At 40.9% G+C, this 22,392-nt stretch carries 26 protein-coding genes; 15 read left to right on the top strand and 11 right to left on the bottom strand.

Translation table 11 applies throughout. The annotated features are described in order from the left end of the window. Positions 1-264: 264 nt before the first annotated feature. Positions 265-951: a DUF116 domain-containing protein gene (locus tag QFX38_07675; GenBank protein ID MDI9624746.1), complete on the top strand. Its 687-nt coding sequence runs from the start codon at positions 265-267 to the stop codon at positions 949-951. Beyond that, positions 936-1,772: a TatD family hydrolase gene (locus QFX38_07680; protein MDI9624747.1), complete on the top strand. Its 837-nt coding sequence runs from the start codon at positions 936-938 to the stop codon at positions 1,770-1,772. Before QFX38_07675 ends, QFX38_07680 begins: the two co-directional genes overlap by 16 nt. On the opposite strand, the gene QFX38_07685 is transcribed toward QFX38_07680, so the two are convergent. Genes QFX38_07685 through QFX38_07700 form a run of 4 tightly spaced genes read right to left on the bottom strand, consistent with a single transcriptional unit; the run spans position 1,764 to position 5,166 of the window. Continuing rightward, entirely contained in the window at positions 1,764-2,342 is a 579-nt protein-coding gene (locus QFX38_07685) for a TIGR00267 family protein (GenBank protein ID MDI9624748.1), read from the bottom strand. The two genes, QFX38_07680 and QFX38_07685, sit on opposite strands and share 9 nt — an antisense overlap. A 1-nt stretch (position 2,343) precedes the next feature. Continuing rightward, positions 2,344-3,549: a hydroxymethylglutaryl-CoA reductase (NADPH) gene (gene hmgA, locus QFX38_07690; protein ID MDI9624749.1), complete on the bottom strand. Its 1,206-nt coding sequence runs from the start codon at positions 3,547-3,549 to the stop codon at positions 2,344-2,346. 9 nt (positions 3,550-3,558) lie between these two features. Beyond that, positions 3,559-4,416, bottom strand: coding sequence for a succinate--CoA ligase subunit alpha (sucD, locus tag QFX38_07695; protein MDI9624750.1), 858 nt, complete (start codon positions 4,414-4,416; stop codon positions 3,559-3,561). Between the two features lie 21 nt (positions 4,417-4,437). Next, entirely contained in the window at positions 4,438-5,166 is a 729-nt protein-coding gene (locus QFX38_07700; protein MDI9624751.1) for a hypothetical protein, read from the bottom strand. Positions 5,167-5,264: 98 nt separating this feature from the next. Between QFX38_07700 and aroD the strand changes: the two genes are divergently transcribed. After that, positions 5,265-5,930 (top strand): type I 3-dehydroquinate dehydratase, encoded by a 666-nt coding sequence (gene aroD / locus QFX38_07705; GenBank protein MDI9624752.1) that lies wholly within the window; start codon positions 5,265-5,267, stop codon positions 5,928-5,930. A 2-nt stretch (positions 5,931-5,932) separates the two neighbouring features. Further along, positions 5,933-6,547, top strand: a complete 615-nt coding sequence (locus QFX38_07710; GenBank protein MDI9624753.1) for a S24/S26 family peptidase — start codon at positions 5,933-5,935, stop codon at positions 6,545-6,547. Here QFX38_07710 and QFX38_07715 read toward each other — a convergent pair. Continuing rightward, positions 6,540-7,493, bottom strand: a complete 954-nt coding sequence (locus QFX38_07715; GenBank protein ID MDI9624754.1) for a zinc metalloprotease HtpX — start codon at positions 7,491-7,493, stop codon at positions 6,540-6,542. The genes QFX38_07710 and QFX38_07715 overlap by 8 nt on opposite strands. A gap of 92 nt (positions 7,494-7,585) precedes the next feature. Next, complete coding sequence (locus tag QFX38_07720) at positions 7,586-8,251, bottom strand: histidinol phosphate phosphatase domain-containing protein (GenBank protein ID MDI9624755.1); 666 nt, start codon at positions 8,249-8,251, stop codon at positions 7,586-7,588. Between the two features lie 119 nt (positions 8,252-8,370). Here QFX38_07720 and QFX38_07725 point away from each other — a divergent pair, with 119 nt between their 5' ends. The 7 genes from QFX38_07725 (at position 8,371) to cca (ending at position 15,051) form a co-directional block, all read left to right on the top strand. Next, the gene (locus tag QFX38_07725) at positions 8,371-9,228 is read left to right on the top strand and encodes a pantoate kinase (GenBank protein MDI9624756.1); all 858 of its coding nucleotides are present in this window, start codon (positions 8,371-8,373) and stop codon (positions 9,226-9,228) included. 224 nt (positions 9,229-9,452) lie between these two features. Next, entirely contained in the window at positions 9,453-9,983 is a 531-nt protein-coding gene (locus QFX38_07730; GenBank protein MDI9624757.1) for an SAM-dependent methyltransferase, read from the top strand. Positions 9,984-10,008: 25 nt separating this feature from the next. Further along, positions 10,009-10,797: a 2-amino-3,7-dideoxy-D-threo-hept-6-ulosonate synthase gene (locus QFX38_07735; protein MDI9624758.1), complete on the top strand. Its 789-nt coding sequence runs from the start codon at positions 10,009-10,011 to the stop codon at positions 10,795-10,797. 244 nt (positions 10,798-11,041) lie between these two features. After that, positions 11,042-12,166 carry a 3-dehydroquinate synthase II gene (locus QFX38_07740; GenBank protein MDI9624759.1) on the top strand — a complete coding sequence of 375 codons (1,125 nt, stop codon included), beginning with the start codon at positions 11,042-11,044 and terminating at the stop codon, positions 12,164-12,166. Positions 12,167-12,189: 23 nt separating this feature from the next. Beyond that, positions 12,190-13,110, top strand: coding sequence for a hypothetical protein (locus QFX38_07745; GenBank protein MDI9624760.1), 921 nt, complete (start codon positions 12,190-12,192; stop codon positions 13,108-13,110). Between the two features lie 10 nt (positions 13,111-13,120). After that, positions 13,121-13,678 carry an RNA 2',3'-cyclic phosphodiesterase gene (thpR, locus tag QFX38_07750; GenBank protein MDI9624761.1) on the top strand — a complete coding sequence of 186 codons (558 nt, stop codon included), beginning with the start codon at positions 13,121-13,123 and terminating at the stop codon, positions 13,676-13,678. Then, the gene (gene cca, locus QFX38_07755; protein ID MDI9624762.1) at positions 13,675-15,051 is read left to right on the top strand and encodes a CCA tRNA nucleotidyltransferase; all 1,377 of its coding nucleotides are present in this window, start codon (positions 13,675-13,677) and stop codon (positions 15,049-15,051) included. The genes thpR and cca overlap by 4 nt, the downstream gene beginning before the upstream one ends. Here cca and priS read toward each other — a convergent pair. From priS to QFX38_07770, 3 genes are all read right to left on the bottom strand, one after another. Next, positions 15,048-16,013 (bottom strand): DNA primase catalytic subunit PriS, encoded by a 966-nt coding sequence (gene priS, locus QFX38_07760; protein ID MDI9624763.1) that lies wholly within the window; start codon positions 16,011-16,013, stop codon positions 15,048-15,050. The two genes, cca and priS, sit on opposite strands and share 4 nt — an antisense overlap. Beyond that, positions 15,985-17,280, bottom strand: a complete 1,296-nt coding sequence (locus QFX38_07765; GenBank protein ID MDI9624764.1) for a DNA primase — start codon at positions 17,278-17,280, stop codon at positions 15,985-15,987. The genes priS and QFX38_07765 overlap by 29 nt, the downstream gene beginning before the upstream one ends. A 100-nt stretch (positions 17,281-17,380) precedes the next feature. Next, entirely contained in the window at positions 17,381-17,647 is a 267-nt protein-coding gene (locus tag QFX38_07770) for a hypothetical protein (GenBank protein ID MDI9624765.1), read from the bottom strand. 82 nt (positions 17,648-17,729) lie between these two features. Here QFX38_07770 and QFX38_07775 point away from each other — a divergent pair, with 82 nt between their 5' ends. The 3 genes from QFX38_07775 (at position 17,730) to QFX38_07785 (ending at position 20,286) form a co-directional block, all read left to right on the top strand. Beyond that, positions 17,730-18,602, top strand: a complete 873-nt coding sequence (locus QFX38_07775; GenBank protein MDI9624766.1) for a 4Fe-4S binding protein — start codon at positions 17,730-17,732, stop codon at positions 18,600-18,602. Between the two features lie 108 nt (positions 18,603-18,710). Next, a complete protein-coding gene (locus QFX38_07780; GenBank protein MDI9624767.1) occupies positions 18,711-19,934 on the top strand; it encodes an ammonium transporter in 1,224 nt (407 codons plus the stop codon). A gap of 13 nt (positions 19,935-19,947) precedes the next feature. Further along, positions 19,948-20,286 (top strand): P-II family nitrogen regulator, encoded by a 339-nt coding sequence (locus tag QFX38_07785; GenBank protein MDI9624768.1) that lies wholly within the window; start codon positions 19,948-19,950, stop codon positions 20,284-20,286. Positions 20,287-20,350: 64 nt separating this feature from the next. Here the strand turns inward: QFX38_07785 and pdxS are convergent, their stop codons facing one another. Then, entirely contained in the window at positions 20,351-21,232 is an 882-nt protein-coding gene (gene pdxS / locus QFX38_07790; protein ID MDI9624769.1) for a pyridoxal 5'-phosphate synthase lyase subunit PdxS, read from the bottom strand. A gap of 139 nt (positions 21,233-21,371) precedes the next feature. On the opposite strand from pdxS, the gene QFX38_07795 reads away from it, so the two are divergent. Continuing rightward, positions 21,372-21,575, top strand: coding sequence for a hypothetical protein (locus QFX38_07795; protein ID MDI9624770.1), 204 nt, complete (start codon positions 21,372-21,374; stop codon positions 21,573-21,575). Here QFX38_07795 and QFX38_07800 read toward each other — a convergent pair. Further along, positions 21,564-22,388, bottom strand: a complete 825-nt coding sequence (locus QFX38_07800) for a PfkB family carbohydrate kinase (protein MDI9624771.1) — start codon at positions 22,386-22,388, stop codon at positions 21,564-21,566. The genes QFX38_07795 and QFX38_07800 overlap by 12 nt on opposite strands. Positions 22,389-22,392 lie beyond the last annotated feature (4 nt).

Here is a 22,392-nt window from a genome sequence, read left to right on the forward strand (position 1 = left end):
AGGGTATATAGAACATCTTTTTATGGATGATATCACCCCCTAAACATAAAAAGATAAAAGCCATTGTTGTATATATAGGTTTCTATTTTATTCAAATGAAAATAAACAAATTATTAAATATGGGGGAATAAATAGCTTTTTTTATTACCCTCCATGGGTATATACAACTGATTATCCTAGAAGTTTTAGGGAATATGTATACCATGTTATATTTTCCATTTACAAAAAACTATTATATACGGTTGTAACAATCTATCCAATGTCATGATGGTAGACATTTATCAATTATTTGGCCAGCTCATCATCCTTGTGTTAATGGGCATTCTATTATTGCTCTTGTTGAGCTTGTTCCTTGGGAGGATATTATTAAAGAGTGATCGTCTAATATTTCCCAGACTACTCCTTGTAACAGTAGACTTGTTCTATGGGCCTTTTAAACGGTTTGCGAGCATCCTAGGAATTGATGAGAGTATAGTGGATCAGATAGGGGTTGAAGTTAGGAACAAGGTTAACGAGGAAAGATTCAATAATATAAAAGCAGAGGATAAGCTCTTGATACTCCCACATTGTCTAAGGCACCCAAAGTGTGAAGCACCATTAGAACCTTCAGGTTTACAATGCAAAAATTGTAAAAAGTGCATAATCAGCATATTAAAGAAGAAGGCGGAGGAAATAGGCTACCGCGTATTCATAATACCAGGTTCCACATTCCTTAAAAAGATAGTGAAAGAGAACAAATTCAAGTCGGTGCTTGGCGTCGCTTGCTACCAGGACCTGAACATGGCCATGATGAAATTATCCAAATTCGCACCCCAAGGCGTGCCACTCCTTAAGGACGGATGCTACAAGACCAAAGTGGATATCAGCATGGTATTAGAGAAGATGGGGATAAAAAAACCGAAGAGAATCCGCCTAGAATGTGGGGCTGATCATAAATGGACATCAAAATAACAGACAATCATATCCATGTTGATCACGTCAATGGTGAAGGGCCTGTGAAAGTGGCTGAAAAGTTCCACAGAGCAGGTGGCAAAAGGATGATAATACCCAATAAGCCCACTTGGACCATCCAGAAGCCATCAAATTTTAAGGAGGCCATGAATCTCGTCATAAAGTATGCGGAGATAATAAACTCTCAAACTAAAGTAGAAGCATATCCCATAGTAGGAGTGCACCCGGCAGAACTTTCAAGGCTCATAGAATCCGGCACGCCAATCAAAGAAGCTGAAGCACTCGTCAAAGAAGGGCTTGAATACGCCCAGAGGCTAGTATCGGATGGAAAAGCTATAGGTATTGGCGAAGTTGGAAGGCCACATTATCCTGTAGAAGAAAGTGAATGGGAAGCCCACAACAGGATACTTTTATATACATTGGAACTTGCAAGGGAAGTGGATTGTCCAGTGCAACTTCATACCGAAAGTTCAACCCCTAGACAGTTCAAAGAATTTTCCAAGATGGCTGAAAAGGCTGGTATGAAAAAGTATAAGGTTATAAAACATTTTTCAGGCCCTTATGTCAGTGAGGATGAAAATTATGGGCTCACACCATCTTTGATAGCTTCACGTGACGTTATAAAAAAAGGCTTGGAGAAGGGTGACAGTTTCCTTATGGAGACCGACTATTTGGATGATCTGGGCAGGCCTGGAGCAGTACTAGGTCCTAAGACCGTTCCAAGGCGTACGAGGGAATTTATCCAGAAGGGTTTTATGGATTTAGAGGATGCTTATAAAATCCATGAGGAGAACATAGAAAAGGTTTATGGTTTAGTGTGAACCTCCAAGGAATATGCTTATAAAAGTTATCATGAGGCCTATGGCTACGATCTCTATACTAGTTTTGAAGATGTTTTCTCTTGATATTATCCCGAGGTAGATTCCAAGTATAATTAGTGCTATCATGGATAGTAGTATTGTGAGTATTGTGGCTGTTATCCTATCTTTTATGAAGAAGAATGGTATGGTGGGTACGAATGCGCCGAGAAAACTTGAGAATCCATGGGTGAACATGCTCATGTATATCCTTCTTTTGGCTTGTTGGTGTATTATCGTGTCGTTTAGGCTGCCTTTTTCCATTATCATCTTTTTTTCAAGTTCTCTCATTGTACGGGTTTCTTCGGCTCTTTCACCGATGAATGAACCGAAGGCATTGGACATTGCAAGGGCTATACCCCCACTTAATCCTGTGAGACCGATAAGATAATTTTCTATTTCAACGCCGCCTATGCCTGCAACTCCACTGGCGGTTAATGTAACACCCATAACAGCTAGTATTCCATCGAGGGTTCCTAGTGCGATGTATCTGCTCATGGTAAGATATTCATGGATGAATTCCCTCAACCCCATTTTAGGATCCTCTACCTAATCTTATATGTGCCCTTGCAAGGTGTCCCGCCGCTAATGCGCCCATAAGTGACAATTCTCCTGCTAAAACGGCCCCGGCGACTATCTCAGCGAACTTGTGGACTTTCCCAGATCCTCTGACTCCCATTATCTCAAGGCATTCTGATGCGGTTTCTAGTCTTGTGCCTCCACCTACAGTGGCTAGTGGAACATCAGGTAGTGTGACTGAAAAGTATAAATCTCCGTTGATTTCTTCAGCTATTGTGATGCCTAGGCTTCCTTCGGTAATGTGTGCTTCGTCTTGTCCTGTGGCCAAAAATATAGCCCCTATTATATTTGCATAGTGTGCGTTGAATCCCATGCTCCCTGATATGGCTGATCCTGCGAAATTTTTCGCGAGGTTGACTTCTTGTATCGCCCTTGGTGTTGTTTTAAGTATTCTTTCCACTATCTCGGCTGGGATTTTCACTTCTGCTGTGAGACTTTTTCCCCTGCCTTCTATAAGGTTTAGGGCTGCTGGTTTTTTATCTACGCATGCGTTTCCACTTAAGGCGATGAGGTGAGCTCCTGTTTCCTTGGTTAGGAGTTTCATGGCTTCTTCTGTGGCTATTGTTACCATGTTCATTCCCATGCTGTCTCCTGTTGTGAAAACGAACCTTGGGTAGAGGTAGGGACCTACTATTAATATTGGGTCTATTTTTATCAGTTTTCCGTGGCGTGTTGTTGACTCTGCAGCTTTTTTTAACCGTTTGAAATTTTCTCGGATCCATTCTCTGACTTTTAGTGCTTCTTCTATTGATTCTGTTCTGATTACTGGGGCTCTTGTCATCTTGTCCCCTGTTATCCTTACTGTGGCGCCCCCTGCTTCTGTTATAGCTGAGCATCCTCTGTTTACTGATGCTACAAGGGCTCCTTCTGATGTTGCGAGTGGAATATAAAATTTGCCTCTTGCATGTTCTCCGCGGATCTTGATGGGCCCGGCAATTCCTAATGGTATTTGTATTGTGCCTATTGGATTTTCTATGTTCCTTTTTTGGGCTTCTTCCATGTTTATGGAATAATTGGAAATGTGTTTTAGTTTTGTTCCTGTTATTCTTTCTATGAATAGTCTTCTCAATTTTACTGCTTCTTCTATGCTTGTATATTTTTCGATTTCGTGAAGTTTTATTTTTCCTTCTTCTAGTCCTTTTATTATCTCTTCTTCTATCATATGATCCCTTTATAGTTCTTTTAGCATTTCTGGGATGTCTGATGGCTTTTCAGCTACTTGTACGTCCGCTTTTTCAAGGGCCTTTATTTTGCTTTCAGCTGTTCCAGCGCCCCTTTCTATGATCGCGCCGGCGTGTCCCATCCTTTTTCCTGGTGGGGCTGTTCTACCTGCTATGAATGCCATTACAGGCTTTGATATGTGCTCTTTTATGTATTCTGCCGCTCTTTCCTCTGCGTCACCGCCGATTTCTCCTATCATGAGCATTGCCTTTGTGTCCTTGTCCTCTTCAAACTTTTTAAGGACATCGGTGAAGGTTAGGCCGATTATTGGGTCGCCTCCAATACCTATACATGTGCTTTGGCCCATGCCGGCGCTTGTGATTTGGTAGGCGAATTCATAGGTTAATGTTCCACTTCTTGAAACTATGCCAATGTCACCTTCTTGGAAGATGTGTCCGGGCATTATACCCAATTTTCCTATTCCTGGCGTGATTATACCTGGCGTATTGGGGCCTATGATTGTTGTTTTCATTCTTTTGGCATATTCCATGATTTGCATTGAATCATGGACTGGTATGTGTTCTGTTATTATAACGACGAGGTCTAGGTGTTTTATGGCCTCATAAGCCGCGTCTTTTGCGAAGGGTGCTGGTACGAATATTATGGATGCGTTTACATCTGTTTCTTCTTTGGCTTCTTCTATTGAATTGTATATTTTAACTCCTAGGAGTTCCTGGCCTCCTTTGCCAGGTGTTACACCGGCCACGATCTTTGTACCGTACTCTAGCATTTGGCGGGTGTGGAATGATCCTTGTTTCCCTGTTATGCCTTGCACGAGGCATTTGGTATTTTCATCTAAAATTATCATACTAAAAACCCCCAGGATAATTTATACTTTTAATATTCTTGTTCTTTCTTCGAAGGCTGGGGCTAGGTCTATTATGTTACCGTTTAGGAAGGCTGTTGCTGATACTATAACGCTTCCTGGTATTATATGTGATGGTGATCCTCTTCTTACGAGGTAGACATTTTTGTTGCCTAGTGCAGCGCCTAGCATGGCCCCTGCGACTACACCTATACTTTCCATGTCTTCTATTGTGGCTACTACGACTGGGTCGTCTGTTTTCTCTGATACGTATCCAACTCCTGGTATTTTCCTGGTTTTAGGTTTTATCTTTTCGCTGACATCTGTAACACCATCCATGCCTTTGGCGGCTTTGATTGTTGAATTCGCAACATTTGAGACGAATTCTTCACCACCGTATGTATCGAATGATAATATTATGGCATCTGGGTATCTGTCCTGTCTTATTTTAGCCTCTGCATAGGATATGCCTTCACCAGCACCCTCGGGAGTGCCTGATATCCCATTAAGATCCCCCATATCCTCCGAATTCTCCTTTAGGATGTGGATTATGGCCCTGTTTATCTTGGCGGTGATACTATCCTCTACGAAAGCGCTTATAACAACATCATCCCCTGTTATGTTAGTCAGAGCCGCCTTGTAAGCTCCCAAGTCTACTAGTATTGGGATGTCAGCCTCTAATTTCCTTATCAATTCCTTGCTACAACTTGTATCATTTGCTGATATATCAGCTCCAATAGAAACTATCTTCAACAGGATCACCCAATAACTAATAACACCTCGTAGATAATTTTAGATTAAAATATAATATTATCTTTTCCTAAAATTTTTTTGTGTGTGGAGGGTAAACTTTGACTTTGATATGCGCGCCAATAATCGAAAAAAACATGGAACAAATACCCGAAATCGCCACTGAATATATTGAAAGGGGTGCTGACATACTAGAACTTCGAATAGACGCCATAGAAAACCCTTCCAAGGCCAAGATCAGGGAACTTGCAAGTAACATCCAATATCCCTTCATAGCCACCAACAGATCTCCAGATGAAGGTGGACTTTTTAAAGGTTCGGAGAAAGAGAGGATAGAATTAATAATCGCGGCTTCAGAAGAAGCAGAATATGTTGACATAGAATTACAGACCAAAAAAGAAGAACTTGAAAAAATCATAGAACTTCCAGTAAAGAAAATCATATCCTATCACAATTTCCATGAGACCCCTACCCTAGAAAGATTATCAAGGATCGTAATAGAGGAAAAAAAGATAGGGGATATAGCCAAGATAGCTGTGATGCCCAAGACAATAAAGGACACATTAACCATATTAGAATTATCATCTAGAGAGGATGATCTGATCGCAATATCAATGGGCGAGCTTGGAAAATATACTAGGATCATCACACCATTATTCGGATCACCCATAACATATGCAACTGGTGGAAAACCCTCAGCACCGGGCCAATTAGAGATCGAAAAAACTCGCCTAATACTCGAAGAACTAAAACCTCAAGGAGTGTAATCATGAAAAAATCATATATTCTAATACTATTATTATTGGTTGTTGCAATTGGAACTGGTCTATACATCCATGAGAATAAGACAGTGAACATAATCATAGAAACTGATGGTACTACTGTCACTGTTAAAACTTCCACGTTATTTTTTACTCCAACACCACCTGGCATGGAAGAGGAGATCGCAGATTACATGGAAAGTGTCATAGATGACCCTGAAAGCACAGTAGATTCCATAAAAGCTGACGTGAAAAATATAGCCTTAAGATATGGTTACAGTGTGGTTAATGTCCAGTTAAGGTCACAGTTCGGCGTCGACCAACTACCCATGCCAGCCAAGGTCAAAGGGAACTCAATGTATCCGACTTTAAAGGATGGTCAACAATTAATAGTCCTAAAGACGAAAGATTTCAAAGTCGGGGATATCGTAGTGGCAAAACACCCGGAATATGGTTTGATTGTGAAAAGGGTGGGAAAAATAGAAGGGGACATGGTATATCTCATAAGTGACAATAAAAATGTTGAAAGAGTCTATACAGGAACTTCCATTGTAATTATGGTACCATTGAACACATGGGTTCATAGGTCAGATATAATAGGGGTTGTGAAAGAGGTTATGTAAGCTCTGATAGTCTCTTTATCCTCTTTAACATGTTGGGGTGTGTTGAAAGCAATTCCATTATCCTAGCAGCGACACCTATCTTCACATCCCTGTATTTTATCTGTTGTAGTTCCCCTTCACTTATGGTCCCGTTCATATCAAGGTCTACTTGACGCAGATCCTCTATCTCAGCGGTTGCACGAGAAACATCATTCACAAAAAAGGCCTTTAAACCTTCAACTTCTCTTATTTCATCCTCTTTTGAAACTGCCGATCCGTATACGAGCTTGTAGAGTGCACTTGCCAGTTTGTGTGGCTGGCCCCCTATCTCAACACTACCATAATCTGCGTAGTATTCCCGGACCCTTGAAATGAATAAGACTATCAGTTGTCCGATGAGGTAAGCTACAAAGGCTAAGAGTCCTATTAGGCTCATGTCCCTGTCTCTGCTGAATATTGAACTTATGTAGATGTAGTAGCATATTAGGGGTATTGCGCTTATAAGGGTCATGACTATCATGTCATTGTGCCTTATATGGGATATTTCATGTCCTAACACTGCCTTAAGCTCTTCATCATCCAAAAGATTTAATATCCCGCTTGTCACGCAAACTCGCCCATCGGATTTCGTTCTTCCGAATGCAAAGGCATTTGGTATTTCTATATCAGCTATTCCAACCCTTGGTTTGGGTATGCCTGCTTTCATCGCGAGTTCTTCCACCATCGCATGCAGTCTCGGGGCCTCTTGGGGTGAAACATATTTTACGCGCATTGTGGCCTCAACTATACTTGGTGAAATAAGATATTGTAGTAGTATGATGCCAAGGCCGAGTAGTGTGTAGAATATTGGGCCTCCTAATCCTATGATGGACCCTATCAATATTAGTATAAGATAGATTATGGCGAATAGGAATATTGTGGCTAGGAACATTCTAAGTTTCAGTTTCCAAGTGTTTATTCTTTTCATTTTGGGTCATTACCTCCTTTTTGAATTCTATTATTTTTATATAATTTTTTTAGTATTTATTACTTTCTGTAACTAAAAGAAGTGTGGTGGGCTTAAACTTTTATTCTATTCTTTTTGAGTATACTCTGGGGGTTATCTTCTAGGATTTTTTTAAGTTCTTTTTCTGGGAGTCCGGCGCCAAGACCTATCTGGTATGCCATGTTATAGTCTATAAGATCATTTGGATGGTGAGTGTCAGTGTTTATCACAAGGGGAGCCCCTACTTCCATTGCAACAGATGCAACATGGCCATTAGCTAGGCAATGCCCACTCCTTGCAGTTATCTCTAAGGCTATATTATTATCTTTGGCCATTTCAGCCTCTTCATAGCCTATAAGGCCGGGGTGGGCTAGTATGTCAACTTCGGGAGATTCTAGGGCTGCGCGGTTTGTTCCACTTATAACGGGTTCGACTAGTGTCTCACCATGAACTACTATAATCTCAGCCCCTAATTGTCTAGCCTTTGACGCGAGTTTGTCTATTATCTCTATAGGTGCATGTGTAATCTCAGCCCCTGGGATTACTTGGATATTCCAGTTTTCATTCACATCAGAGACAGCATCTATGAGATACTCTATAGTATTTATGTTAGATGCGTCTATATGATCTGTTATGGCAACTGCCTTGTGTCCTAGTACGCAGGCGCGCCTTGCAATCTCTGATGGTAGAAGTTCACCATCGCTTAATAGACTATGGGTGTGCAAATCTATCCTTTTCATTGTCTCCCCCCAAGAGTTTATTCCACACTGGGAGGGTGTGGGGTGGATACTAACCACTTTTATAGTATAAAAGTATTTATAGTTTATCAAGCCCACGCCCTTTTGCAAGGGAGGATAACATGAAGACTAGGATTTTTGTCCCATCACATATAACAGGCTTTTTTCAGATAGTGGAGCATGAAAATCCTCTTTTTACAGGGTCAAGGGGTGCTGGTGTTGTCATAGACAAGGGTGTTATAACCACTGTCAGATCATCAAGGTCTGATAAAATCCAAGTAAGGGTTGATGGTGATTATGATCCTTCTAATATAACGTTTAAAGTAATAGAATTGCTTAGGGAGAAATCACAGATCATAGAGGGGCTTATGATCCATTATAATTTTGAAGTTCCCATGGGTTGCGGGTTCGGCGCATCAGCCGCCTGCGCACTTGGAACAGTCCTTGGCATAGCTAGGATGCTAGAAATCCCCATAACCTTTAATGAGGCTGCTTCAATCGCCCACCGAGCAGAGGTAGAACTTAAAACAGGATTGGGGGATGTTATGGGAGAATCGGTTGGTGGTATAGTTTTAAGGTTGAAGGAGGGTGCTCCGGGTTATGGTTTAACCGATAGAATAATCCATGAACCATTATATGTGGTATGCAAGGCCTTTGGTGAACTTGACACCACCATGATACTTAAAGATCCTAAGAAAAAAAGGATGATAAATCTTATAGGTTCTGGGATGCTCCCAAAACTACTAAAGGATCCCAAGCCAGAAAATTTTATGCGATTGTCATATGAATTCGCAGAGAAGACTAAACTTTTAACCTCAAATGTGAAAGAAAGCCTTGAAATAGTCAAAGAAGAGGTTATAGGGGCTTCTATGGCAATGCTTGGGGATACAATATTCGCACTCTCAAAGCATCCTGACACAAGCCTTTCAGATCCCATAATAGCCAAAGTAGACCCAAAAGGCGCCAGATTTCTCAAATAATAGACTAACATTGGAAACCGTAAAGTGCAAATACCAGCTTATAAAAGAATATTGTAACTTATATCTTATCCTAATGGACTAGACAACTACCCCCCTGTTATATGAGGATCCTCTCGTGGGGGGGTTAAAAAAATTATATATTGTTAATCAACCCACACTTATAGTTATGGGGATTAATCCAAAAAAACTTGGATTTTCCCTTGTGTGTGGGGGGATCCTCTAAAATGATAAAAATAGTATATGACATTGAAATTTATAGGAAAAACCTCAGGGATCTTATAAGGGAAGACGATACTGTAGTGGAATTAGGACCCCACATAGGCGGTTCAACGAGGATAATCGCGGAAAAAACCCCAAGAGGTAGGATTATAGCCGTCGACAAAAGCCCGCAAGCATATGAGGCCATGAAGAACCTTGAAAGGGAATACCCCCACCTCAAGTTCATCATGGGGGATGTTAGACGCCATGAAACCCTAGAAGCAGTCCACAAGGACATAGGATCATGTGATGTCCTGGCAGTGGACCTTGGGGGTGGCTATCATCCAGACACAACATTCAAAGTATACTTCATATGGTCCTCAACACTAAAACCAAGAGCATCCATTATAAGGAACAAGGGTTTGCTAGATTTTGCAAACTCTTCGAGAATGGATGAGAACATAGCATCAACCAAGGGTTGGCTCGAATCAAGCAGCCAAGGTGGCGTGCCTCCAAGATTAAAAGAATTCAAGCTCTGGTCTGAAAAATTATACTAAAAAAATGATCGGGGAGGTAAATAATATGATAGGTAAAATAATTAGAATGGAGAGAATAATAAACCGTGAAACAGGCAGAACGGTCATAGTACCAATGGACCATGGAGTCTCAATAGGCCCAGTCCCCGGCCTACTGGACATGACCAAGATAATAGACCAGGTAGCTACAGGAGGAGCCAACGCAGTTCTAATACATAAGGGGATAGTTGTAACAGGACATAGAGGATACGGGAGAGACATAGGCTTGATAGTCCACCTTTCAGCCAGCACAAGCCTAGGACCAGACCCAAACCATAAAGTCCTCGTAACTTCAGTAGAAAAAGCCCTGAAACTTGGAGCTGACGCAGTATCCGTGCACGTCAACGTAGGATCCGAAAGAGAACCCGAAATGTTATTAAAACTTGGAACAGTAGCGGAAACTTGTGACGAATGGGGGATGCCACTCATAGCAATGATGTACCCAAGAGGCAAGAAAATCAAAGACGAACACGACCCAGAAGTCGTCAAACTCGCGGCAAGAGCCGGAGCCGAACTCGGAGCAGATATAATAAAAACAAACTACACAGGAGACCCTGACACATTCAAAGAAGTTGTAGAAGGATGCCCCGTGCCAGTAGTCATAGCAGGAGGGCCCAAAGTCGAAACAGAAGAAGAACTATTACAGATGGTTAAAGATTCAATAGAAGCTGGCGGGGCTGGAGTAGCGATAGGAAGGAACATATTCCAGGCAGAATCCCCAGAAAAGATGACAAAGGCCATAGCAGCCATAGTACACGATGAAATAGACGTTGAAGAAGCGCTAAAGATGCTATAATGGGATGGAAAGTGTGTTAACGCGCCACAATTTTATGGGGGGACTGCATATGAACTCAAATCTAAAACACACCCATCAATGGACTGTGAAGTATGCCCCCCATACAGAGTTTCCTTTTGAGTCCCATTTGCAATTTTTTGTTCAAAAAAATAAAGCACCTTCAAGGTATATAATGTTTTAAAAAGTTTTTTCGGAGGTGAAAAGCCCCTGGGATAAAGTTCCCAATATGTGTGGGGCATGGAAGATGAAATTTGCTTGGATAAAAACACCAGAAGCTGAATGGGAAGAGAAAAAAACCCTCATAACAACTGCACTCGAATCAGGCATAGACCATATACTAGACCGGGAAGACGTTGAAAGGATACACAAACTTGGAAACATAAAAGTCATAGCCGATGACGAAGATGCTGACATCATACTAGTAGGGGTTAATGGTGAAGGAGACGGCACATTTCCACTACCCAGCGACCTAGAAGATTCAAAGGACCTTATGGCAGCAAAGAGCCTTAAAAGGCAAGGCAAACCCATAGCAGCCTACGTGGAGATAAAAGGTAAAAGGTATGAAGAACTTGCAAGACTCCTAGGCAAGACAGTAGACTACCTCATCCTAGTAGGAAAAGACTGGAAGATAATACCCCTTGAGAATATAATAGCAGACCTCCAAGAAGAAGATGTTAAACTAGTAGCCGCAGTATCAGATGAAAAAGAAGCAAAAACAGCCCTAGAAACACTGGAACATGGAACCGATGGGGTTCTCATAGAACCAGAAAATCCATCACAAATAAAAAAAATCGCGAAATTAATCGAAGATATAAAAATGGGCTACTATGAACTCAAACCAGCCACTATAACAAGACTAGAACCAGTAGGCTCTGGTGACAGGGTCTGCGTAGACACCTGCTCAATAATGGACATAGGAGAAGGAATGCTCATAGGCTCATACTCCCAAGGATTATTCCTAGTTCACAGCGAATCCCTAGAAAGCGAATACGTGGAATCAAGACCATTCCGGGTTAACGCGGGCCCAGTACATGCGTATGTGATGACACCAGACCATAAGACCAAGTATCTTTCAGAACTTGAAGCAGGCGATGAGGTTTTAATTGTTGACAAAGATGGTAAGACAAGACCAGCTATAGTTGGCAGGGTTAAAATCGAAAAGAGACCTTTGCTCCTTGTGGAGGCAGAATATGAGGGCATGAAACTAAGAACACTATTACAGAACGCTGAGACAATACGCCTAGTCAGTGAAAAAGGCGAGCCCGTGTCGGTCTCAGAGTTAAAAGAAGGTGATAAGATACTAGTATATGTTGAGGAGGCTGCGAGACACTTTGGAATGGCCATAAAAGAGGCCATAATAGAAAAGTAGTGTGGGGTGGATCTACGTATAAGGTGGAGATTATAAGCCCCCAAGAGAAGGATGATAGGCTTGAGGAGCTTGCGGAGAAGGTATATTTTGAGAGGAAGGCTAACATTCATGGTGCTTGTGTCAAACTTTTAACAGACAATAAAAGTTTCAAAGAAGAGTGGGAGGACAATTTCAAGTTCATGAACGAGGATATAAGACCACATGCTAAAGTATTCACTGTGGAGGATGGTGGACCCTTCAAGGTATTCTATGAGCCATTATCCAAGACTAGTATAATCCTCAACTGCGACTATTATGGTTGGGTTAAGAGCATAGCACTTGCCACAATCGCAGACTTCTTCGAAGATTACCATTCAGAGCATAGGAGATATTCTGTCCATGGTTCAGCTGTTGACTGCCGAGGACGGTCCCTGGCGATCATAGGACCCCCTGGAACTGGGAAAACAACACTCACTTATGGTCTCTTGTTAGATCATAGGTATAGTTATGTTTCTGATGACTGGTTTTTCACCCGCATATTTGAGAATGGTATAATGGTATACTCCTCAGAAAAGAACTCCTATATACGTGATGATATAGCAGATTCTTGGAGTGAATACAAGACCCTTATAGCGGAGGTGAAACTAGACAAGAAGAAGAGGGGTATTGCTGATGTTAACAGATTATTTAATGGTAGGATCAGGGAATCATCCAATCTCGAGGCTATAGTACTCCTTGAAAGAGATCCTAATGATGAACCATTTAGGAGGCTTACAAGGAGAGAAGCCATCAATTATATGAAAGATAATGATTTCTGCAACCCACACCAACTTATAAGGGATGAGAGGAAATATAGGCTCAGACTAAAATTTTTCAAGGAAATATTCCATGAAACGGAAGTCTACCTACTCAATACTATAGAAACGCCAAAGGAAAGCTTGGAAAGGATAAAAAACATACTATGAGGTTAAAAGTATGGAGAAAATAAGAAGTTTCCTTGCAATTGACGTGGACAACACACTCAAAGACAAAATAATAGAAGCCCAAAAAGTCCTAGAGGGGGCTGATGCCCAATTAAAATTCGTAGAACCAGAAAATTTACACTTCACCCTAAAATTTTTCGGCCAAATAGACAATAAGATGATAGAAGAACTCTCAAGGGTAATCAAGGAAAGTATAGGATCATACAAGCCATTTAAGCTTAAAATAGAAGGCGTGGGGGTATTCCCGAATAAAAATTATATGAGGGTGATCTGGCTAGGAGCCGAAAATCCCAATGAGTTTTCAAAAATCCAAAAAACACTTGACGAGGAATTCAAAAAATTAGGATTTAAAAAAGAGAAAAGTTACATACCACACCTCACCATAGCCCGGGTCAAAGGGGGGAAAAACAAAGACAAACTACTGGAAAAAATAGAAGAAATTGAGGACATTAAAATAGGGGAAATGCAAATAAAAGAATTAAAACTTAAAAAAAGCGAACTAAGACCAGAAGGACCAAAATACACAACCATCAAAACATTCAAACTATGAAAATGGATTATGAGAAAATAATCTCAAAGATAACACCAAAAAAACAAGAAAAAGAAGCTGTTAGAAGATTCACCAATAAGTTAATCAAAACCATAAACAACATAGCAGAAAAAGAGAACATAAAAGCTAAGGCCACAGTTGTAGGATCAGTTGCCAAGGGCACTTGGCTCAGGGGAGAAGCAGACATAGACATATTTATAAAATTCCCCCTTGAAACGCCAGAAGAAAAACTCAAAGAGGATGGCTTATACCTCGGCTATGAATGCATAAAAGCCATGGGAGGCCAAGCAGAGGAAAGATACGCTGCACACCCCTATGTTACCGGTCACATGAAAGGATATGAGGTTGACCTTGTACCATGCTACGATATAGAGGATGCCTCACAGCTCAAATCAGCAGTAGACCGGACAATACTACATACAAGATACATCAAAAAAAATTTAAAAAAAGAACAGATAAAAGAAGTATTATTACTTAAAAAGTTCATGAAAGCCATAGGAGCATACGGATCAGAGTTCAAGGTAGGCGGATTCGCAGGTTACCTCTGCGAGCTACTCATAATAGCATATGGAAGCTTTCAAAGCGTTTTGGAAGCTGCTGCATTGAAATGGAGAAAGGGCCAAATAATAGACATCGAAGGGCATGGTACTGGTAAATATTTCGACGACCCACTAATTGTTATAGACCCCACAGACAAGAATAGGAATGTTGCAGCAGCACTCACCCAACAAAAACTTTCAGAGTTCATAATAGTGGCGCGCAATTTCCTAGAGAACCCAAAAGAAGAATATTTCCAAGAAGTGAAATATTCACATGATAAGGGGAAACTCCAGGCCAGGTTCATGGAAAGGGGGAGCAAATGCATCATCCTAGAATTTAACCCCCCAAGTGTGCCAGCAGATACCTTGTATCCTCAACTGAAAAAAACCATGGACACTTTAGTATCACATTTTTCACGGGAAGGGTTCAAGGTAAACAGAAGCGCTTATTGGACTGATGAGAAAAAAATTAGCCTAATCATATTCGAATTCGAAACATGGAAGCTACCAGCCTATAAGAAGCATATGGGGCCGAAGATTTGGTCAAGGAGGCACACGAAGAGATTTTATAAAAAGTATGGTGAGAGGATCTGGATAGAAGATGACCGCCTTTTCGTAGAGAGGAAAAGAAAAACCACTAAACCAGAATCATACCTTAAAAACCTACTAGAGAGGATAGAATACCTAGGAGTTGGTAAACATGTGAAAGAGGAGCTCAAAAAAGGTTACAAGATCCTTAACATAAAAGAATACTTCAAGGGTGAACATTCACAAGAGGTCTTGGAATTCTTGGATGCTTTCCTAAACCCTGGAAAACACCTATGGAGATCCTAGGATTTTTCCTTCACAAAATCTGGCACAGCATCCCTCAGAGGGTCAAAACTTTCAAGATCATCTACATGGGTGCAGATCATACTCACCTTAGAGTGTAATGAACTGGGAAGTCTCAATATCCTTTTAAGGTCAACTGTCACCCTAGCATCCACCAGTTGAAGGTTTAACTTGGCAACACCTTTTATAAGCCTTTTATATACCATGGGTCCTATGATACCCTTAAATTCTCCCCATCTATCGGCTCTTATAAGATTCCTATATTCTAGGATTTTATTCATTGTTTGACGTGTTATATCCTCAATTCTTTCATCCCCGTTCAAATGCAATATAATATAACGACTCCTTTCTGTGAAAACCTTAGGATAACCCAATGGGACCATGAAATGGTCTAAATTGCGTATATTACCGTCAAAATCTGTGTATGATAACCTTGGGACGTCTCCACCTATAACATATTTTAATATCTGGCTTCGAACCTCGGAATCTGATTTGAGTATGATGGGATCTAATACACGTATATGGTAGCCTCTACCAGAGTATATAATATGGATTTCTTCTAGGCCGAGATCATCCTCTAGGGTGTCTATGATCATGGCCACTATCTCTTTTGCCTGATCGAGGCATTTTTCGCATACATTATCACATTTACATGGTCTTACTGGGATGTCCTTGGCGTCGACATCAAATACTAGTTCTGATGATATCCAACCTTCACGTTTCCATGGCCTATCATATAATGCCACAGAGGAGTAGGCTGCATAGGGGGCTCTATATCTTATGAATTTTGTGAGAAGTTTTTCATTAGGGAAGAATTTGTATCTGTCATTTGGGCCTTGGCCTGTATGGTCGAATCCGAATTCTCTAAGGTGGATATTTTCCCTTATAAAATCTGGTATTTTTTCTATTCTCCATTCTCTTGTATAATATTTTTTTCTATCTTTTGGTGTTGCTTCCTGGAATATCCTTATCACCCTTTTCTTTCTTTTTTTGCCATCGTTTCCTGTTGTAGTATGTGAGTGGATTTTGGATTTTTTCGCATAAATTATCGGGCTTGCACAGTATTGGTAGGTGTATTTTTATTTTTTCACAGCTCATTGGGGTGTACCATTTGCTTTCCCCTTCATTTTCTAGTTTTGGTGTTTCATGTAATCCAAATCCGAGTTTTGCCGTGATGTTAAGTTTTTCTTGTGGGTCGTCTTGGAATAGTGGTGGTTCGCAGTTATCAGCGGCTTCATATATAATTGGTAGTATTTCATTTAGTGTTATGTTGAGTGTGGGATCGAAGTCTGAAACCTTGTGAGGTTTTCTCTCTTTGAAAACAGCTGGGTATAATCTTGCATAGGATAAGAAGCTTGTGAGTAATAGTACTATAGCATCGTTTCTGTTACCGGCTTTAACGCCTTTCATAGTATTTTTTATACAAGGTGGGAAAGCGTCAAAGTCTAATTTGGAGGCTTTTATTGTTCCAGGCCCGGTTTTTTTGGGGATGAAGAACTCCTGGCTTATCTTTTCCTGGATTTTGTCCGCTAATTCTACTAGTATGGGGTGTGGTTCGATCTTCGCAGCCATCTCATGGACTTTATGGAGGTATTCTTGGGTTTCTTGCATTATAAGTGCTGGTATGATATTTTCTCTTATGGGGTTGATTATCTGTTGGATTCTTTTAGGGGCTGATTTGTCTAGGATGACTTTACCATCATTGAGGATTAACTCGGTTAGTTTTATTCTTCTGTTTTCTAGAAGTTTTTCTAGTTGGATCCAGTGTGGTTTTTCACAGTTTAACAGCTCCCTTAGGATCTTAGATATTATATCATCCCTTATTTGGTGTTCGATCCTTAAAATCCTTTCTTTAACGATTTCACCCTCTGATTCTATGAATATGCGGCTTTCCCTGGAATTTGGGTTGAATTTTGCGCCTATGGCCTGTGCTAGTATATGGAATGTTATAACGTCAAATTTTGCTATTTTAGGGTTGAAAAGAAACCTGTAATATCCTGGCTGATACCTTTGACGGTTCTTCTTTTCCAGGTACCATTCAATCCTTTTAATTGAAAGTTCCCAGAGGCTTCCAGGTATCTTAGAATCATCATCAAGTATCTGGCCAGTAGTGTATTCTATGATATTAAGGAGTCTTTCATTCTCTTCTATGATCTTGTTAAGGTCTCCGTTGGCTTTTACAATTTTCTTTGCTTCTTGTGAAAATGGGTTTATGAAAAATGTAGATATCATATTTCGCTCCCAACCTTCACTGGTAGTATGGTATTTTCGTCTGTGCGATCCTTTAAGTAGCTGTAGGATTCAAAATATTCATGTATGGGAATCTTAGGCTTTATTGTTTTGATTTGTTGGTCTGATTGGTCTCATTTTGTATTATTGTTGTTGTATTGTTTTTTACAGGGATTGCACGTTTTTGTAACCATACTGGTTGGAATGTGGGGTCTTCTATGACGTTCATTTTTTCTTCTGGTGTTTTTATGATTTGTGGCGCTTCTATTCTTGGGATTTCTGCGAATAATATTATAGCTGATGCTGATCCGTAGGCTATTAGTGCTATCATTAATATGGTGAATATTCTCCCAAGTTTTCCTGGGTTCATTTATCAAACCCCTATCTTCTTTTTTGATTCTATTCTATAAATATGATGGCCGAAAAAAAAGTTCCATATGGAAGAGTAGATCTTGTTAGTCACATGGAAGGGATTATATGTGAGTGATTATAAGAGTTTTTTTATGGGTTATAGGTCTTTGAAGAGGGAAATTTTGAAGAAATGTGAGGAGTTTGGAGTCGGTCTTGTGGGTTTTGCGCCGGCTGAGAGGTGGGAGAACCCCCCAAGGGAGCTTCCTCACAAGTTTTCTGAGTGGATACCTGAGGAATTTCATCCTAAGTCGATATACCCAGAAGTTGCTACTGTTATTGTGATAGGATTTCCTATTCAGTTGCCTATTTTGGAGACTGCACCATCTATCTATTATCATGAATTATATAAGACTGTGAATTCACTTTTGGATTTGAGAGCTTATGAACTTTCAATTTTTCTTAATGAGAGGGGTTATCCTTCTATTTATCTGCCACGGGATGGTTATGCTACTGTGGAAGTGTTGCTTGAGAAGCCATTTGCTTTTTTCTCTCATAAACATGCTGCTTATCTTGCAGGTTTGGGCTCTTTTGGCCAGAGTAATCTTCTTTTGACTAGGGAGTATGGGCCGAGGGTCAGGTTTACTTCCGTATTCACTGGTGCTTCTGTAGATCCTGATCCTCTGAATGTTGAGGATTTATGTACAAGGTGTCTTAGGTGTGCGAGGAGTTGTCCAGTGGGTGCTATACAGGTGAAGGGGGAGTTCCCACCACCTATTGATAAGAAACTTTGTGCTATGAGGAGTGCGGATCTTTGGAGTAAGCATAAATCGCCTTGCGGTATTTGTATCAAGGTTTGCCCTGTGGGTGAAGATAGACGATTATTTGATCGGATGGACATGTCAATATATGAGGGTGACGGTTCATTGGAGTATAGGCGGGCTTGGGATCATGTAAGAAAGTATGGGACTTTTTAGGTTCTATTTTTTGGGATGGTCCGTAAGGTTTATATATGAAGTGTTTTCTAAAACAATATGTCGGAAGAAGGTTTCCGGTTTCCGATAAGTTTTGGGAGGGAAAAAAATATGAACACACCAATAAACCCTGGCGACACAGCTTGGATATTAATATCAACGGCCTTAGTACTACTCATGACAGTACCAGGAGTAGCACTATTCTATGGCGGACTAACAAAAAAAGAAAATGTACTAAATACAATGTTTATGTCCTTAATAGCATTCGCCCTAACAAGCATAATCTGGGTACTCTATGGTTACCCCCTAGCATTCGGCGGGGACATACATGGCCTAATAGGCAACCCAACAAACCTATTCATGAACAATATCAACATCAATAGTCCTGCAACACTCGCACCCACAATACCAGCCCTAATCTACATAGGATTCCAATTAACATTCGCAGCCATCACCGTAGCCCTGATATCAGGTGCAGTCGTAGAAAGAATGAAATTCTCAGCATGGACAGCATTCGTCATACTCTGGATAAGCTTAGTCTATGTACCAGTAGCACATTGGGTATGGGGTGGGGGCTTCCTCAGCCAACTCGGTGCCCTCGACTTCGCAGGCGGCACAGTAGTACACATAAATTCTGGTATAGCAGCACTGGCCCTCGTATACCTACTCGGTAAAAGAAAAGACACAAGACTTCTACCACATCATCTTGGATATTCTGTGATAGGCGCATCACTACTATGGTTCGGCTGGTTCGGCTTTAACGCAGGATCGGCCCTCACAGCCAATGGACTGGCAGCATCAGCATTTCTCGTGACGAACACGGCAGCAGCAGCCGCTATGATTTCATGGATAATCTTAGACTGTCTTAAAACAGGCAAACCCACGCTACTAGGTGCAATATCAGGCGCTATAGCAGGTCTTGTGGCCATAACACCAGCGGCAGGTTACGTAACAGTACCAGCAGCCATAATAATAGGCTTACTCACCAGCATATTCTCATACTTCGCAGTCTCCAAATTAAAGACAAAGCTTGGATACGATGATGCACTGGACGTTTTCGGCATACACGGAATCTCTGGCTTATGGGGCTCAATAGCAACAGGTTTATTCGCAGCTCCATTTGTAAATGAACTTGGAACAGGCCTATTCTATGGCAACCCAAAGCAGTTACTCATACAAGTATTAGCAGTGGTAATCGTAATGGCCTATTCATTTACAATGACATTGATCATGGGTAAATTGTTGGATGTGACAATAGGATTAAGGGTATCAGAGAAAGATGAAATAGAAGGACTTGACACAAACTTACATGAAGAGACAGGATACAGACTATAGGAGGGAAATTAAATTGAAAGCTATAATCGCGATAATAAGACCTGAAAAACTTGAACAGGTAAAAGAGAACCTTGTGGGGGCAGGATGTTATGGTATGACTGTCACTGAAGTAAAAGGGCGCGGCAGACAACTTGGTATAAGGGAAAGTTATCGTGGAAAAGAATATCATATCGACTTATTACCGAAAACGCGCCTTGACATAATAGTAAATGATGATAAGGTCGAAAAAGTCGTGGATGCCATAGTGAAAAGCGCCCAGACAGGGGATATCGGTGATGGTAAAATTTTCATATTACCAGTAGAGGATGTGGTAAGGATAAGAACAGGAGAAAGAGGAGAAAAAGCCGTTTAAACCCCCACACTTGGGGGTTCTATAATACTTTTTTTCCCAAAAGAAAAGAGGAATTCTGAAGGGTTTACCATCCCCTTTCTTGTAGTCTTTCAGAATCTGAGAGTTCACTTATTTCTATGCCGGGCATAGCCGCTCCCAGCCCCCTTGAAACCTCTAATAGAACCTCTGGTTCGTCATAGTGTGCTGTTGCTTCTACTATAGCCTTTGCATAAGCTTCTGGATTTTCTGATTTGAATATTCCTGATCCTACGAAAACTCCATCGGCGCCTAGTTGCATCATGAGGGCTGCGTCTGCTGGTGTTGCAACACCACCAGCTGCAAAATTCACAACTGGTAATCTTCCAAGTTTAGCTGTTTCCTTTACTAATTTTAATGGAGCTTCTATTTTTCTTGCGAATTCCCAGAGTTCCTCTTCCTCTTTCTCTTTAACCTCTCTTATCTGTCCCATTATTATCCTCATGTGACGGACTGCCTCCACAATGTTACCAGTGCCTGCTTCCCCTTTTGTCCGGATCATGGCGGCTCCTTCATCAATTCTCCTAAGAGCCTCTCCAAGATCCCTTGCACCGCAAACAAACGGTATCTTGAATTTCTTTTTATCAATGTGGAAGCGTTCATCTGCTGGTGTTAAGACCTCGCTTTCATCTATCATGTCAACTCCAAGGGCCTCGAGTATTTGGGCCTCTACAAAATGGCCTATTCTAACCTTTGCCATAACAGGGATGGTCACTGCATCCATTATCTCCTCTATCTTGTTTGGGTCAGCCATTCTGGCAACCCCACCAGAGGATCTTATATCAGCAGGAACCTTCTCAAGGGCCATTACTGCGACTGCTCCAGCCTCCTCTGCTATAATGGCCTGTTCGCTGTCCACTACATCCATTATAACGCCGCCCTTGGTCATCTTTGCAAAACCTTTCTTGAGAACTTCTGTACCATGTATCATAATAATCTGACCCTCCTACTAAGATAACATTCTAATAGTAGGTTGGCTTTGGAAGCATATAATATTATTCCTCCACACATAATAATCCTATGATGAGGGGAAATCTATATATAAGATTATCCTCTAATACAGGATGGGAGTGATTTTTTTGGTCGGGGAAACACTTACAGGTTCAATATTTTATTCTCATGTTATGCCAGCTATACTCGGATTTCTGAGTATAATTTTAATCTGTAATGGTATGATGGATGAGAACAAAAAACAGTTACTATTAGGGGTAATACTATTTTTTGGCGCGGGACTTTTACCCTTTATTATACTCCGCGCCGTGTTAGGAGTCTAGGAGTTTACCTTCTATTTTTTCTGTGGCTATCCTGGAGGCGAATTCTCCAGCTTCCATTGGGGGTCTTTTCTCCCTCATATGTATGTAGGCTGCCATGTATATGTCCCCTAGTCCTGTTGGGTCGACTATCCTAGTTGCTGGGACGGCCTTTATTTTCCATATTCTCCCACTTGAGTATATTATGGAGCCTCTTTCGCCACATGTGATTATAGTCTCTGATGGTCCCATGGATCCCAAGAGCATAGCAGCTTCTACGATGTTTGAGTTGAAAATCTTGGCCTCTTCTTCATCGAGGAACACCTTATCAACCATGTTAAGAATCTTCTCTGTATCCTCTGGTGGCCTGAGGGATACTCTACCATCTTCTTCTGTTCTTAGATAACCTTGTAGGCTTAGGTAGACTTTATTTTGTTGGTTTGTTATAAATTCGAGTGTCTGGGTTGGTATGTCAGTTGGTAGTAGGGGATTTAGGAGTATGGCATCCCATTTGTCTCTGATCAATTTTTTTATTTCATTGGTTGTTATAGGGTTTTTTGCGAAATTTGATTTCTGTATTCTCTTTTCATGGTTGAGGTATATGTTTTCAAATTTTAGTGTGTTATTTTTCCAAAGGGGTATTATCCTTGTCTCTGGGGGGAACTCTTCTAGGAGTTTTTTGTCTTCTTTTGAGAGTGTTATGATGCTTGTGTGTTCTATTCCAAGTTTTGAGAAGACCTTTGATTGGTAGTATACTGGTCCGCCTATTTTTAGGATCTCCTCTCCTTTTATGATATTTTTGTCTCGGGTTATTGGGCCTATTAATAAATATCCCAACCGG

Origin of the sequence: Methanothermobacter sp. (assembly GCA_030055615.1) — an archaeon.
Lineage (GTDB): Archaea > Methanobacteriota > Methanobacteria > Methanobacteriales > DSM-23052 > Methanothermobacter_A.